General features: G+C 72.0%; 14 protein-coding genes and 1 pseudogene. 11 read left to right on the top strand and 4 right to left on the bottom strand.

The window, feature by feature from the left end; all coding sequences use genetic code 11:
- The 3 genes from H0488_RS15810 to H0488_RS15820 form a co-directional block, all read left to right on the top strand.
- Positions 1 to 662: ATP-binding protein (locus H0488_RS15810; RefSeq protein WP_220794661.1), on the top strand; the 662-nt coding region annotated here is incomplete at its 5' end.
- A gap of 1 nt (position 663) precedes the next feature.
- Positions 664 to 954 (top strand): phosphatase RsbU N-terminal domain-containing protein, encoded by a 291-nt coding sequence (locus tag H0488_RS15815; protein WP_183100226.1) that lies wholly within the window; start codon positions 664 to 666, stop codon positions 952 to 954.
- Between the two features lie 87 nt (positions 955 to 1,041).
- Positions 1,042 to 1,611 (top strand): ABC transporter substrate-binding protein, encoded by a 570-nt coding sequence (locus tag H0488_RS15820; protein ID WP_183100227.1) that lies wholly within the window; start codon positions 1,042 to 1,044, stop codon positions 1,609 to 1,611.
- A gap of 88 nt (positions 1,612 to 1,699) precedes the next feature.
- Here H0488_RS15820 and H0488_RS15825 read toward each other — a convergent pair whose 3' ends face one another.
- Positions 1,700 to 3,967: an MMPL family transporter gene (locus H0488_RS15825; protein ID WP_183100228.1), complete on the bottom strand. Its 2,268-nt coding sequence runs from the start codon at positions 3,965 to 3,967 to the stop codon at positions 1,700 to 1,702.
- A 56-nt stretch (positions 3,968 to 4,023) separates the two neighbouring features.
- Positions 4,024 to 4,614 (bottom strand): TetR/AcrR family transcriptional regulator, encoded by a 591-nt coding sequence (locus tag H0488_RS15830; RefSeq protein WP_183100229.1) that lies wholly within the window; start codon positions 4,612 to 4,614, stop codon positions 4,024 to 4,026.
- Positions 4,615 to 4,783: 169 nt separating this feature from the next.
- On the opposite strand from H0488_RS15830, the gene H0488_RS15835 reads away from it, so the two are divergent.
- Entirely contained in the window at positions 4,784 to 5,722 is a 939-nt protein-coding gene (locus H0488_RS15835) for an EamA family transporter (protein WP_446685625.1), read from the top strand.
- A 19-nt stretch (positions 5,723 to 5,741) separates the two neighbouring features.
- Here H0488_RS15835 and H0488_RS15840 read toward each other — a convergent pair.
- Positions 5,742 to 6,377: pseudogene (locus tag H0488_RS15840) on the bottom strand (response regulator); the annotation flags it as partial.
- The gene (locus H0488_RS15845) at positions 6,374 to 7,627 is read right to left on the bottom strand and encodes a sensor histidine kinase (protein ID WP_183100230.1); all 1,254 of its coding nucleotides are present in this window, start codon (positions 7,625 to 7,627) and stop codon (positions 6,374 to 6,376) included. The pseudogene H0488_RS15840 and the gene H0488_RS15845, both read right to left, overlap by 4 nt.
- 168 nt (positions 7,628 to 7,795) lie before the next feature.
- On the opposite strand from H0488_RS15845, the gene H0488_RS15850 reads away from it, so the two are divergent.
- The 7 genes from H0488_RS15850 to H0488_RS15880 all read left to right on the top strand — a co-directional run bounded on the left by H0488_RS15850 (position 7,796) and on the right by H0488_RS15880 (position 14,042).
- Entirely contained in the window at positions 7,796 to 8,104 is a 309-nt protein-coding gene (locus H0488_RS15850) for a hypothetical protein (protein ID WP_183100231.1), read from the top strand.
- Entirely contained in the window at positions 8,091 to 9,452 is a 1,362-nt protein-coding gene (locus H0488_RS25075) for a cytochrome P450 (RefSeq protein WP_183100232.1), read from the top strand. Before H0488_RS15850 ends, H0488_RS25075 begins: the two co-directional genes overlap by 14 nt.
- Positions 9,453 to 9,476: 24 nt before the next feature.
- On the top strand, positions 9,477 to 9,884 hold the full coding sequence (locus H0488_RS15860) for a hypothetical protein (protein ID WP_183100233.1): 408 nt from the start codon (positions 9,477 to 9,479) through the stop codon (positions 9,882 to 9,884).
- A gap of 105 nt (positions 9,885 to 9,989) precedes the next feature.
- On the top strand, positions 9,990 to 11,600 hold the full coding sequence (locus H0488_RS15865) for a vWA domain-containing protein (protein ID WP_183100234.1): 1,611 nt from the start codon (positions 9,990 to 9,992) through the stop codon (positions 11,598 to 11,600).
- 64 nt (positions 11,601 to 11,664) lie between these two features.
- On the top strand, positions 11,665 to 13,176 hold the full coding sequence (locus tag H0488_RS25275) for a fatty acid desaturase (RefSeq protein WP_183100235.1): 1,512 nt from the start codon (positions 11,665 to 11,667) through the stop codon (positions 13,174 to 13,176).
- Positions 13,173 to 13,367, top strand: a complete 195-nt coding sequence (locus H0488_RS15875; protein ID WP_183100236.1) for a ferredoxin — start codon at positions 13,173 to 13,175, stop codon at positions 13,365 to 13,367. The genes H0488_RS25275 and H0488_RS15875 overlap by 4 nt, the downstream gene beginning before the upstream one ends.
- Before the next feature lie 78 nt (positions 13,368 to 13,445).
- The gene (locus H0488_RS15880; protein WP_312856378.1) at positions 13,446 to 14,042 is read left to right on the top strand and encodes a TetR/AcrR family transcriptional regulator; all 597 of its coding nucleotides are present in this window, start codon (positions 13,446 to 13,448) and stop codon (positions 14,040 to 14,042) included.
- The last annotated feature ends 269 nt before the right edge of the window (positions 14,043 to 14,311 follow it).

A 14,311-nucleotide genomic window follows, 5' to 3' on the forward strand; every position in this document is an offset into this window, starting at 1 on the left:
CTCGGCTGCACCGGCTGCGGGCGAGGCTGCGCGTGGAGTACCTGCTGGCCGACGAGTCCGAGCCGCCCACCGAGCGGTGCCGGCCGGTGCTGCTCGCGTTCTCCGCGCGGGACCGGCGCCGCCAGCGGGCCGTGGACTCCGACGGGCACCGCCTGGAGTGCGACTTCTGCGCCCGCGTGGCGGAGCCGCTCCTGGAGCTGGACGAGGAGCGGGCGACCGACGTACGCGTGCCGTTGCGCCTCGCCGCCGACATCGTCGCCGCCCGCCGCGCCGTCCGCCAGGTCGCGCGCGACGCCGGCCTGACCCGGGCGGACCGGACGGTCATGGCCACCGGCGTCTCCGAGATCGCGCGCAACGTGGTGAGCTTCGCCGACCACGGCGAGCTCCTGGTCGAGCAGGTCTCGGGATCGGCCCGCACCGGTGTCCGGGTGACCGTTCGCGACGCAGGCCCGGGGATCCTCGACGTCGAGCAGGCGATGTCAGCACGGTTCAGCACCGGCGACGGTCTCGGCCTCGGGTTGCCCGGGACCCGGCGGCTGATGGACGAGTTCGACCTCGTGACCCGACCGGGTCGAGGCACGACGGTGACGATGACCAAGTGGGGTCCGCGCACGGGCGCCGACCGGACGAAGCGGCCCCGCGCGTTGATGCGGTCGGCCTGACATGACCGACCGGGTCGAGAGCATGCGGAGGGACTACCGGGCGGCGTTCCTCGGCTACGTCGCCGGCGGTGCCGAAGGGCCGCTCGCCCTGGCCTACGAGCTCGGCCGCGCCGCCGTGGCGGAGCGGACGAACGTGCTCGTGCTCGGGCAGATCCACCACGAGATCCTCGGCGAGGTGCTGCGTACCGCCTCGCCGGAGGAGGTCGCGGTGATCGTCGATCGGGCGGGTGAGTTCCTGGGCGAGGTGCTCGCCGCCGTCGACCTGATGCAGCGGTCGCTGGCCAAGGAATGAGCGGTGCGTGCGTCATGCACGCGCGCCGTCGGGCTCTTCATCCATGGAGCCCGGAGATCCCGGGCTCCGAACACCAGGAGGAAGTCCATGATCTGGATGAAGCTCATGGCGGCAGCCACTGCCGTCGCCCTCGGGGGCGCGGTCGCCGCGCTGCCCACGTCACCGGCCTCGGCCGCGCCCGTCACGGCTGCGACCGCCCAGGCCCCCCTGCCCAGCGATGCGACGCTGCCGGTCGTCGGCACCCTCCAGGACGGCACCGCGTTCACCGGCGAGCTCAGCAACCTCACCACCGACGTCGTGGGCGACGTCGTGCAGCTCAGCGGCACGATCACCGGCACCGGCCTGCCCACCGGTGGGGCGTCGTTCACCGCCCCGATCCAGGAGCTGACGACCGCCGGCACCGATGGACCGGGCAGCCGCGCCGGGTGCAGCATCCTCAACCTCGACCTCGGGCCGCTGAACCTGGACCTGCTGGGCCTGGTCGTCGACCTGTCCGCGATCAGCCTCGACGTCACCGCGGTGCCCGGGGCCGGCAACCTGCTCGGCAACCTCCTGTGCGCGGTCGCGGGCCTGCTCGACAACCCGGCCGGGGGCCCGCTCGCCGGCATCGCCAACCTGCTGGAGCGGCTGCTGGACGCGCTCGGCCTGGGTGCCTGACCGACCCGTCACCAGCTCGCCGGGAAATGGCGCCGACCCGGCTCGAAGTTCGAGCCGGGTCGGCACTTTCGGCGGCGGGTCGTCGTGGTCAGACGCCGGACGCGACCAGCTCCTTGTCGTGGTCGGTCCGGATGACCGGGATCGAGTCCCGCTCCAGCGAGGTGCCCTCGACGTCGACGTTCGGCAGGACCCGGTCCAGCCACGCCGGCAGCCACCAGGCCTTCTCGCCGAGCAGGTAGAGCACGGCCGGGATCAGCGCCATCCGGACGATGAAGGCGTCGAAGAGGATCGATGCGGCGAGCGCGAAGCCCATCGACTTCACGACGGCGTCGTCCTCGAGCATGAAGCCGGCGAACACGGCGATCATGATCGTCGCGGCCGCCACCACCACCCGGGCGCTGTTGCGGAAGCCGTCGACGACGGCCTCGCGGGTGGAGAGGCCGTGCACGTGGGCCTCCCGCATCCGGGTCACGAGGAACACCTGGTAGTCCATGGCCAGGCCGAACACCATGCCGATCAGGAAGATCGGCATGAAGCTCACGATCGGCTGGCCCTCGAAGATGCCGAGCGCGCCCTCCTGGAAAACCGCGACCGTCGCGCCGAGGGTGGCGAGCACGGAGAGCAGGAAGCCCAGGGTCGCGGTGAGCGGCACCAGGATCGAGCGGAACACCAGCACCAGCAGGATGAACGCCAGCCCGACCACGACGGTCAGGTAGATCGGCAGGGCGCTGGTGAGCCGGTCGGACACGTCGGTGGTGATCGCGGTCAGACCGGTGACGCCGGTCGTCGTACCGGTCGCCTCCTCGATGTCGGACTGGCCGTCGCGCAGCGCCTCGAGCAGGTCGAGCGTGGCGGGGTCGTCGGGACCTGACTCGGGGGTCACCTGGACCATGGCGCCGGTGCCGGCCTCGTTGGTGGCCACCAGGGTCGCGTCAGCGACGTCGTCCTGGTCGGCCGCCCACGTGGCGACCTCCTCGAACGCGGCCTGGCGCTCGCCGTCGTCGGCGATGCCGCGACCGTCGACGACCACCAGCAGCGGACCCTCGCGGCCGGGGCCGAACGCCTCGGCGATCAGGTCGGACGCCTGGCGACGGGTGGTGTCGGTCGGCGCGGTGCTGTCGGTCGGGAAGGCGAGGTACATCTGGCCGATCGGGATCGCCAGCGCGCCGAGACCGATCACGATGACGGCCACGAACGCGATCGGCGCGCGACCGACCAGGCGGCCCCAGCGGACGCCGTTGTTGATGACCAGGCCGTGCTCGTCGCGCCGGATCTTCTCCTCCCGGATCCGGCCGCGGAACGTCCACGACTTCAGCATCCCGAGGATCGCCGGCAGCAGGGTGAGCGCCACCAGCACCGCGATCAGCACGGTCGCGGCGGCGGCCAGACCCATCGCGGTCAGGAACGGGATCCGGACGACGGCGAGCGCCGACAGCGCGATGAGCACGGTCAGGCCGGCGAACACGACGGCCGAGCCCGCCGTACCGACCGCGATGCCGGCGGCGTGCTGGCGGTCGTCGGTGTGGTGTAGCTCGGAGCGGTAGCGGGCGAGGATGAACAGCGTGTAGTCGATGCCGACCGCGAGGCCGATCATCGTGGCCAGCATCGGCGTGCTGGTGCCGATGTCGGTGATCGCGGTCATCGCTGTGATGCCCGTCATGCCGAGGGCGACGCCGAAGATCGCGGTGATGATCGGCATGCCCGCGGCGATGGCGGAGCCGAACGTCAGCAGCAGTACGACGAGCGCGATGCCGATGCCGATCAGCTCGGCGGCGCCGCCCGGCGGCGACATCGACTGCATGCCGGGGCCGTTGGCCTCGACGACGAAGCCGTCACCCGAGTGCTCGGCGAAGAGCTCCTCGGCCGCCTCGATGGTGCCGGGCTCGATGTCGGAGGGGGAGTCGACGTCCCACTCGAACGACAGGGTGCCGATCCGGCCGTCCTCCGAGAGCGGGCTGAACGCCGGCGGAGCGTTGGCCGCCGCGACGTTCGGGTCGACCAGGCCCGGGTTGTCCTCCGGTGCGTCGCTCATCTGCGGCAGTGACGGGATCGCGGCGATCAGGTCGGCGACCGCGTCGGCGTACGGCTTCTCCTCGAGGGTGTGGCCCTCCGGCGCGGCGACGACCACGGTGACCGTGGCGTCGTCGAACGCGTCGCCGGCCTCCGGGAACAGCTCCTGCTGCAGATCGGCGGCCGCCTCCGAGGGGATCCCGGGGATCGTGAACTCGTCGGACATCGGCTTGGAGAACGCCGCGGCGACGCTGCCGAGCACGACTGCGAAGAGCAGCCAGCCGGCGATGAAGAGCGGCCACCGCCGGTAGGCGGTCGCGCCGAGGCGGTAGAGCAAGCGGGCCATGGGGGTCTCCTGGGTCCTGGGTGGGTTCGAGGTCGCTGGTCGCCGGGTCGCGGCGCTCAGCTGTTGAGTACGGCGCGGGCGTCGCCGACCGCGTCGTCGATGAGATCGGGAAGGGGCCGGGCGAGGTCGACGTCGGAGCGCTCGAGCACCGAGTCGACGATGGTGATCAGCAGCTGGACGAGCAGCCGCGCGCGGTGGGCGCCGTACTGCTCGCCCTCGCGCTGGAGGATCATCTCGATGGCGTCGTCGGTGATCACCTCGAACCGCTGGTGGGCGATCGCGATGGCGCGCGGGTCGCTCCGCATCACGTCGCGGCGCAGCAGCATCAGCTCGGGGTCGGCGCCCTTCTCCTGCAGCGCCTCGCTGGCGATGTGCACCAGGTCGTCGAAGATCCGGCCGGTCGGGCCGCCGGCGACGAAGGCCGCGACGGTCTCCTCGGGCAGCTCGTGCTCCGGCCCGAGCACCAGGTCGGCCTTGGCGTCGAAGTAGTTGAACACCGTCCGGCGGGACACGTCGGCGGCAGCCGCCAGGTCGTCCATCGTCCAGCCGTCGAACCCGCGGTCGCGGGTCAGCTCCAGCGCGCACCACTCGAGGCGACGGGTCGTCTCGACCCGGCGTACCTCCCACTTGGTGCCTGCCACGCTCACGGGCGAGATTCTTGCACTCCAATGGGCACGAGTGCAAAACTGTGACGCCCGTCACGCGCTCCGTCGTCGAGCCGGCACAAACTCGGATGAGCCGACCCGGCGACGTCGCCTACAGTCGGCGCTCGTGTCCGCGACCGACTCCTTCCGGCGGGGCCTGCCGGTGGGGATCGTGCAGATCTCGCTCGCCGGCGTGCTGTGGGGGACGGGCGGGCTGACCCTGCAGGTGATCAGCGACCGGTCGCCGCTGTCGTTCGTCACCATCAGCGGCTACCGGATGCTGATCGCGGCAGCCGTCCTGGTCCTCGCGGTCGTCGTGCTCCGGCGGGGCGCCGAGCTGGTCGCGCTGCTGCGGGCCTCGCCCGGCCTCGCGTGCCTGGTCGGCGTCGGCACCGGCGCCTACCAGGCGCTCTACTTCGGCGCGGTGGTCGAGGTCGGGGTGACCGTGGCGACGGTGGTCAGCCTCGGGCTGGCGCCGGTGCTGCTGACGGCGGCCGAGGCGGTCCGGCACCGCCGCCATCCCGGCGGCCGCCGGCTGCTCGTGCTCGCCGCCGCGCTCGCCGGCCTGGTCCTCGTCAGCGGCGCGGCCGGCGGGGCGGCGACGGGACCCCGGCCGTGGCTGGGCGTGGCCCTCGCGGTCGCGTCCGGTACGACGTACGCCGCGACCACCGCGCTCGGACGCCCGCTCTCGCAGCGCACCGATCCGCTCGCCCTGACGACCGTGGCGACGACGGCCGGTGCCCTGGCATTGGTGCCGGCCGCGCTCGTGGTCGGCGGCCCGCTCACGACGGGCGACCCGGTGGCGCTCGGCGCCCTCGGCTACCTCGGCGTGATGACGATGGCGCTCGCCTACGGCCTGCTCTACGCGGGTCTGCGCACGACCACCAGCACGGCCGCGGTCATCGCGAGCCTGCTCGAGCCGGTGACCGCCGCGATCGTGGCGGGGCCCTTCCTCGACGAGCGGGTCGGAGCGGTCGGCGTGGTCGGCATCGTGCTGGTGCTGGCGGCGGTGGCCGGCGCCGGGCGCGAGCCGGTGGCCGAGGCCGGTCCGGCGAGCGGGCCTGCGACNAGACGATCGCCGCGGCCCGGTCGCGCAGGTGCAGCTTGGTGAAGATCCGCCCGATGTGGCTCTTGACGGTGAGCTCGGAGATCACCAGCTCGGCCGCGATCTCGCCGTTGCTCCGGCCGATCGCGATCGACCTCAGCACCTCGAGCTCGCGCGGCGTGAGCACCTCGGCCACGGGCGTGCTGGCGGGCACGTCCGGAGCGCTGCTGCGATAGCTCCGCAGCACCCGCCCGGTCACCGCCGGGTCGAGCCACGAGTCGCCCGCCGCGACCGCGCGGACGCCACGGATCAGGTCGTCGGCCGAGGAGTCCTTGAGCAGGAAGCCGGCGGCGCCCGCCCGCAGCGCGCCCGAGAGCATCTCGTCGTCGTCGAAGGTCGTGAGCACCAGGACCGGCGGCGCGTCGGGGTCGGCAGCGAGGCGGCGGGTGGCGGTGATCCCGTCGACCTGCCGCATCCGCAGGTCCATCAGGACGACGTCGACCCCGGGGTCGACCCCGGGGTCCGCCCCGGAACCCAGGTCGCCGTCTCCGTCGGAGGCCAGCGCCGCCAGCGCGCCCGGCACCTCGGCGCCGTCGGCGCACTCGGCCACGATCTCGAACCCGTCGCGGCGGCGCAGGATCCGGCGCAGGCCCGAGCGCACCAGCTCCTGGTCGTCGACCAGCAGCACCCGGATCGGGCCCGCGGTCGAGGTCTCGCTCACCGCGCTGCCCCGGTCGCCCCGGCCGCTGCGTCGGCGCGTTGCCCGAGCCGGATGTCGACCAGCCAGTCGTCGCCGTCCGGCCCCGCCTTCAGGGAGGCGCCGAGCTGCGCCGCCCGGGCGTGCATGCCGGCCAGCCCGGAGCCCAGTCCGGAGCCCAGGCCGTCGACGCGACGGGAGCGCGCCCCGTTCAGCTCGTTGCGTACGACGAGCCGGGCGCTCCCGCGGGAGACCGACAGCCGGACCTGGGCGGTGCTGCCCGGTGCGTGCTTGGCGACGTTCGCGAGCGACTCCTGCGCGATCCGGTACAGGCCGAGGCCGGTGGCATCGGCCAGCTGGGTGAGGTCGCCCCGCTCGTCGTACTCCACCCGCAGGCCGGCCTGGTCCACCTCGCGGACCAGCGCGGCGATGTCGGCCGCGCCCGGGAGCGACTGCGGGGAGCCGGCGCCGTCGGCCATCGCGCTCACGGTGCGCCGGATGTCGGTCATCGCGCGCCGGCCGATCTGCTCGGCGTCGGCGAGCGCGGCGTCGGCCTCGCCGGCCGCGGCCGCCGGGTCGGCGTCGCCGGTCGCCACGTCGCGCAGTGCATGCCGGGCGCCGGTGATGTGCAGCAGCGTGACGCTGAGGGAGTGCGCGACCAGGTCGTGGATCTCGCGGGCGATCCGCTCCCGCTCCGCCGTGGTCGCCTGCTGCCAGGTCGCCTCCCGGCGCTCGCGCTCGGCCACCAGCGCCCGCATCTGCCACAGCAGCATGGCGCCGACGACGAAGCCGACCTCCAGGAGGATGACGTGGACGGGGATGCCGACCACACCGGGGCCGGCGACGGCCGCGACGCCGAGGATGGCGTAGGCGATGCCTCCGACGGCGATGCCCGGCCGCAGTCCGTCGCGGGCCGTGATCTCGGCCGCGACGAACGCGAGCAGGCCGGGTGCCGCGTCGATCGGGGCGGTGGTGAGGTCGGGCGAGACGGAGAGCAGCCAGCCGGCGGCGGCGAGCGCGGGGAGCGAGTCGAGCCACCACGGCAGCCACCTGCCGAACCCGAGCTGCACGACGGGTGCCACCAGCACCAGCGGGATGGTGAGGAGCAGCGGGTCGGGCGTCCAGAGCGCGTCGCGGAGGACCAGCGCCATCACCACGCAGGCCAGCTGGCCGCCGAAGGAGACGACCGGCACCCACCAGGGGTACAGGATCCCGCGGGGAAGGCACTTCGCCTCGATGCGCGTGCGCACGGCATGCACGACCGACCAGCTCATGCAGTCAGCGTAGGCACCACTGTGGGCTGCGTCATCCGACCGCGGGCGCCCGCGGGACTCCTACCAGGGTCGGACTCCAAGTGCCTGCTGCCGAGCGATGTCCCGGGTGCCGGCTCCGCCTAGCGTTCTCGACACCGAAGAAGAACTTGACCGAGGACGGTGAGCACCATGACCTGGAGCGAGACCAAGCAGCGCTGGCGCGTGATGCGCGAGATCGAGGAGCTGCTCGTCGCGGACCCGACGGCCGACCTGCCCTGGACCGAGGAGCACGCCGAGCTGTTCGGCGACCGGGACCACCTGGTGACCGCGCTGCGCTACCGCTGGCAGCTCACCCGCGACGCCCAGCTCGACACCTACTCGTCCGAGCCGGCCTGGGACGAGCAGCACGGTCGGGTCGAACGACGGACGCGTGAGCTGCTCAGCATCCTGGACAGGCTGGCCGCCCGGGACCAGGGTGGGGAACGTGCCGTCGCGTAGCCCTGCCTTCTCCACGAGCCCTGCCTTCTCCACGAGCTCTGTCCTCTCCACCCCGCGCTCGTTCGTCGCGTGGTCGCTGGCCCACGGTCTCCAGCGCCGGTTCCTCCATCGGGCGGCCGGGCGGGGCGACCTGATGGCGCAGCTGGCCACGGACCCGGCGTTCTACGACGACCCCTACCCGTCGTACGAGAAGCTGCGGAGCGAAGGCCGGGTGGTGCGCAACGGCTTCGTCGCCGGGACGGTCGACCACGCGCTTGCCAACGCCATCCTGCGCAGCGACCAGTTCACCAGCAGCGCGCTCGGCGAGCTGCCCGGCCCGCTGCAGAAGCTGCACGGCCTGGTGCGCGACGCCGACACGCTCAGCCCCGTCGATCCCCCGTCGATGCTGGTGGTCGACCCGCCGATCCACACCCGCTACCGGCACCTGGTATCCCGTGCCTTCACTGCTCGCAAGATCGGGCGGATGGCCGATCGTGTGCAGGACGTCGCCAACCGGCTGCTCGACGACCTCGAGCAGGAACCCACCTTCGACCTGGTGAGTCGCTACGCCGCACAGCTCCCGGTCGCGGTGATCGCCGATCTCCTCGGCGTCCCCGACGACGAACGCAGCCAGGTCCTCGGCTGGGGCAACCACGCTGCCGTCACCCTCGATCCCGGCCTGAGCTGGAAGCAGTACCGCACCGCCGCGACAGCCCTCCGCGAGATGCACGCCTGGTTCGACCACCACCTCGACCGGCTGCGCCGCGCCCCTGGTGACGACCTGCTCAGCCAGGTGCTCCAGGATCCGGAGGCCGCCGACCTGACCAGGGACGAGCTGCACGCGATCGGGTTGCTGGTGCTGGGCGCCGGGTTCGAGACGACGGTCAACCTGATCGGCAACGCGGTCGAGCTCCTGGACGGACATCCCGACCAGCGGGCCTGGCTGCAGGAGAACCCCGACGGCTGGGCCAACGCCGTCGAGGAGGTGCTCCGCGTGGACGCGCCGGTCCAGCTGACAGTGCGGTTCGCGCTACGCGACACGGAGGTGGCGGGCGAGCGGATCGGGGCGGGCGAAGGAGTCCTCGTGTACCTCGGCGGCGCCAACCGTGACCCGGGGGTGTTCACCGACCCGCACGAGTTCGACGTACGACGCGCCAACGCGGCCGAGCACATCGGGTTCTCCGCCGGCATCCACTTCTGCCTCGGAGCCAGCCTCGCGAGGCTGGAGGCGACGGTGGCGCTGCGCACGCTCTACCAGCGCTACCCGGACCTGCGCGTCGTCGGCAGACCGGAACGCCGGGCCACCCGGGTGCTCCGCGGGTGGGAGTACCTCCCGGTCTCGACCCTCGCGCGGGTGTCCGCCGCCTGACCGGTCGGGCGCATAATGCCCGACGTGGAGAGCGACCCGGAGTACTCGCCTGCCACCGCCTCGGTGGTCACCGCGGTGATGCTGCTGGGCTTCGGTCTTCCCGCCACCGCGGTGGCGGCCGCGTTCGCGTTCGGCGACCTCGAGGACATCGGCAAGGGGTTCCTGGTCGCCCTGGCCGTCTGGGCCGCCGGTGTCGCGGTCGCGTGGATCCACCCGTTCCGCGCCGGTGCCACCGACGAGGTCGTCCTGCCGCCGGAGGCGCGGTGGGGCCTCGGCGCGCTGGCGGTGGCCGCCCTCACGGCCGTCGTGGCGTCCAGTGCACCGCTCCTCCCGTGGTCGCTCGTGCTCCTCGTCGGCCCGTTCTTCGCCTGGATCACCGGCTCCCTGTGGGTCCTGGCGCGCGAGAACGGCACCGACCCCGCCGCTGGTTGAGCTGCCAGCGCAACGAGCCAAGCGCCGCTGGTTGAGGTGCGAGCGCAGCGAGCCTCGAAACCAAGGCCCGAGGAACCGATCAGCCCCGCCGCCCGTCGTACGCCCATGACTCCTCGGCTCTCAGCGGCGGCCGTCGCCGTGCTCTTGTCCACCACGATCCTGGCTGCCTGCTCGAGCGGCGACGATCCGCGCCCGCCGAGCGACGGCGCCATCGACGCCCGGGCCTACTACGACGACTACGAGTCGGAGCCGATCGAGGACAGCGGGACGTTGAACTACTCCTCGGTGCCGGAGATGGAGGGCGACGGCGGCGAACCCCCGCTCCCGCCCGACCCCGACGAGGACAACACCTTCCGCGACCACGGGTCCAGCGGGTTCGTCGAGACCGCGACCGACGCGCAGTCGACGTTCGCGCTCGACGTCGACACCGGGTCGTACGGCGTCGCCCGCACCTTCCTGCGCGACGGCTACCGGGTGCCGCGGTCGGCCGTGCGGGTCGAGGAGTGGGTCAACGCCTACGACTACGACGACCCGGCGCCGGCCGACAGCGACCTCGGTCTGACCACCGAGACCGGTCCGGCCCCGAGCCTCGACGACGGCACCCAGCTGGTGCGGGTCGGCGTGTCCGCGCGCGAGGTCTCGGCCGCCGACCGGCCGCGGGTCAACATCACCCTGGTCGTCGACCGGTCCGGGAGCATGGACATCCGCGAGCGGCTCGGCCTGGTGCAGGCCTCGCTCGCCCTGCTCGCCGACCGGCTCCGTCCCGACGACACGGTCTCGGTCGTCTCGTTCGAGGACGAGGCTCGGCCGATCCTGGAGCCGACGCCGGTACGGGACACCGAGGCGATCCTCGAGGCGATCGAGGAGCTGAAGCCGGGCGGCAGCACCAACCTCGAGGCGGGCCTGCGCCTCGGCTACGAGCAGGCCCGGGCCGCCTTCGACCCCGAGGCCGTGAACCTGGTCGTGCTCGCCTCCGACGGCGTCGCCAACGTCGGCGCCACCGGCCCGGGCTCGATCGTCGAGACCATCCAGGAGGAGGGCGGCTCCCCCGATGGCGGCATCCACCTGGTCACCGTCGGCTACGGGCTCGGCAACTACAACGACCACCTGATGGAGCAGCTCGCCGACCTCGGTGACGGGTTCTACGCCTACGTCGACGACTTCGAGGAGGCCGAGCAGCTCTTCGGCGAGGACCTGGTCACGACGCTGACCCCGGTCGCGGCGGAGGCCCGCACGCAGGTCACCTTCGACCCCGAGCTGGTCACGTCGTACCGGTTGATCGGCTACGACAACCGCGCCATCGCCGACGAGGACTTCACCGACGCGAGCACCGACGCGGGCGAGCTGGGCGCCGGCCACCACGCCACGGCGCTCTACGAGGTCCGGCTCGCCGAGGGGGTCGAGCCGGGAGCCGTGATCGGCACGGCTGCGGTCCGGTGGACGCCCGTGGGCACCGGCGGACCCGGCGACGGGGCGCAGGAGGAGGCCGTGGTCGACCTGGTGGCCGCGGACGACGAGGCCGCGCCGTCGTACCGGCTCCAGTTGGCGGCGACCGTCGCCGACCTCGCCCAGCTGCTCAAGCGAGCGGCGTCGTACGACGAGCGCGGAGTCACCCTCGAGGACCTCCTGGCGCGGGCCGAGCAGCTCGCCGAGGCGGACGTGGCCGGCGCCGAGGAGCTGGTGACCCTGGTCGAGCAGGCGATCGACGTCCGGTGATCCCGCTCACTTTACAATCACAGGGGACTTGTCAAGAACGTTTACAAACACTACCGTCTTGTCAATGAGCCCGGAACAGATCGGCAAGACGATCCCTGAAGGCACCACCGAGGTGTGGAAGGACAAGAAGCGGTACCTCTGGCTGCTCGGCCTGATGGTCCCCGGCTTCGGCATCCTCGCCGTCGTCAGCTACCTCTACCTCGACTGGTGGTGGCTGCTGCTGGCCGGACCGCTCCTCATCAACGTGATCATCCCGGTGCTGGACCTCGCGCTCGGGCTGGATCCGTCGAACCCCCCGGACGACGTGATCGAGCAGCTCGAGAACGACCGGTACTACCGGTGGGTCGTCTACATGTACCTGCCGATGCAGTTCGCCATCCTGATCGGCGGCGCCGCGATCCTCGGCGACATCAACCCGATCCGCTGGATCGCCGACCTGTTCGGCGCGACCGGTGGCTTCGCCGACGCGCTGGGCTTGGGCCTCGTCCGCGACCTGGCCGACGACCCGCTGGCCTGGTGGGAGAAGGTGCTGCTCGCGATCTCGCTCGCCGGCGTCCAGGGCATCGGCATCAACACCGCCCACGAGCTCGGGCACAAGAAGGAGTCGGTCGAGCGCTGGCTCTCGAAGATCGCGCTGGCGCCGACGTTCTACGGCCACTTCTACATCGAGCACAACCGGGGCCACCACGTCCGCGTGGCCACCCCGGAGGACCCCGCCTCCTCGCGGCTCGGCGAGTCGTTCTGGGTGTTCTGGCCGCGCACCGTCTCCGGTTCGCTGAAGAGCGCCTGGGAGCTGGAGTCCAAGCGCTACAAGCGCAAGGGCACCCACCCCTTCCACATCGGCAACGACGTGCTCAACGCCTGGCTGATGTCCGCCGTCCTGTACGGCGCGATCACCCTCATGTTCGGCTGGCAGGTGCTGCCCTACCTGGCGATCACCGTGGTCTTCGGGTTCTCCCTGCTCGAGATCGTCAACTACCTCGAGCACTACGGGATGAAGCGCCAGAAGGTCGGCGAGAAGCAGCGCTACGAGCGGGTGCTGCCGATGCACAGCTGGAACAGCAACAACATCGTCACCAACATCTTCCTGTACCACCTGCAGCGGCACAGCGACCACCACGCCAACCCGACCCGGCGCTACCAGACGCTGCGCGACTTCAAGGAGTCGCCGGCCCTGCCCACCGGGTACGCCGGCATGCTGACCCTGGCGCTGTTCCCGCCGCTGTGGCGCCGGGTGATGGACCACCGCGTCGTCGAGCACCTCGACGGCGACGTCACGCTGGCGAACATCCACCCGCGCAAGGTCGACAAGTACCTCAGGAAGTTCCCGCCGCCGGCCGAGCACGACGTCCACAAGGACGACTACTTCGCCCAGAAGTTCGAGGGCGAGGTGCTGGCCGCGAAGTGCCCCGGTTGCGGATACGTCTACGAGGTCGCCGCGGGCGACGAGCACGAGGGCTTCGCCGCTGGTACGGCGTGGAACGACATTCCCGAGGACTGGTGCTGCCCCGACTGCGGTGTCCGCGAGAAGATCGACTTCGTGCCGTTCGACCCTGAGAAGGTGGATGCCTCATGAAGATCCATGCAGACCTCGAGAAGTGCGAGGGCCTCGGCATGTGCGAGGCCATGGCCAACGACTACTTCGAGGTGGACGAGGACGAGGACCACGTAGTGGTGCTCGACGACTCGCCGCCCGAGGAGGACCGGGCCCACGTGTACGCCGCCGTACAAGCCTGTCCGGTGCTCGCGCTGACGCTGGCCGACTGAACTCGGCCGCCTGACCCGACCCGACTGACCCGACCCGGCCGACCCCGCGCGAACCATCCGATGTCTATCCTCGCCCGTGTGACCACACAGCCGTCCGGGGCGACGCACCCGGTCGCAGTCGGAGGACTGCGCGACCGGTTGTGCGACGCCGCCGTGGCCGTGATCACCAACGAGGGCTGGGCGCGGGTCACCATGGCGCGGCTCGCCGACGAGGTCGGCGTGAGCCGGCAGACCGTCTACAACGAGATCGGCACCAAGAGCGACCTCGCCGAGGCGGTGGTGCTGCGCGAGCTCGACCGGTTCCTGGCCGGCGTGGTCCGCTCCTTCGACGAGAACCCGGACGACCTGATCGCGGCGATCCGGGACTCCGCCCGCCGGGTGCTGAAGTACGCCCAGAACAACGCCCTCCTGCACGCCGTGGTGTCCGCGACCCACGGCGCCGACACCGAGCTGCTGCCCCTGCTGACGACGCACGCCGAGTCGCTGCTCGTCGGGGCCAAGCTGGCCGTGGGAGAGCGGATCGCGGGCTACCGCATCGATCTCGCCCCCGACCGGCTCGAGGCCAGCATCGACATGGTCGTGCGGCTGGTGCTCAGCCACGTGATGCAGCCGTCCGCCGACCCGGCCGAGACCGCCGCCGACATCGCCTGGGTCGCGGCCAAGGTCCTCGGCTGATCGGTCTCCTCGCCGAGCCCGGTGCGCCTGATGAGCGAGACTTGGCAACGCGGTTTCGGTTTCCCAATTACCCTCGGAGGGGGAGGGAAGGGGCTATGGGGGTTGCGCAGCGTCGTGCGCGACTGGCGTTGATCGGCGCCGTCGCGCTGCTCGGTGCTGCCTGCACGGCCCCGGCCGACGAGCCGGGCACCGACACCAGCAACGCCGCCTCGTCGACGAGCACGGAGCCGGGCACCGACCAGCCGTCGCCGTCGGTGACCTATGCCGTG

The organism is Nocardioides pelophilus, from assembly GCF_014180685.1.
Classification (GTDB): domain Bacteria; phylum Actinomycetota; class Actinomycetes; order Propionibacteriales; family Nocardioidaceae; genus Nocardioides; species Nocardioides pelophilus.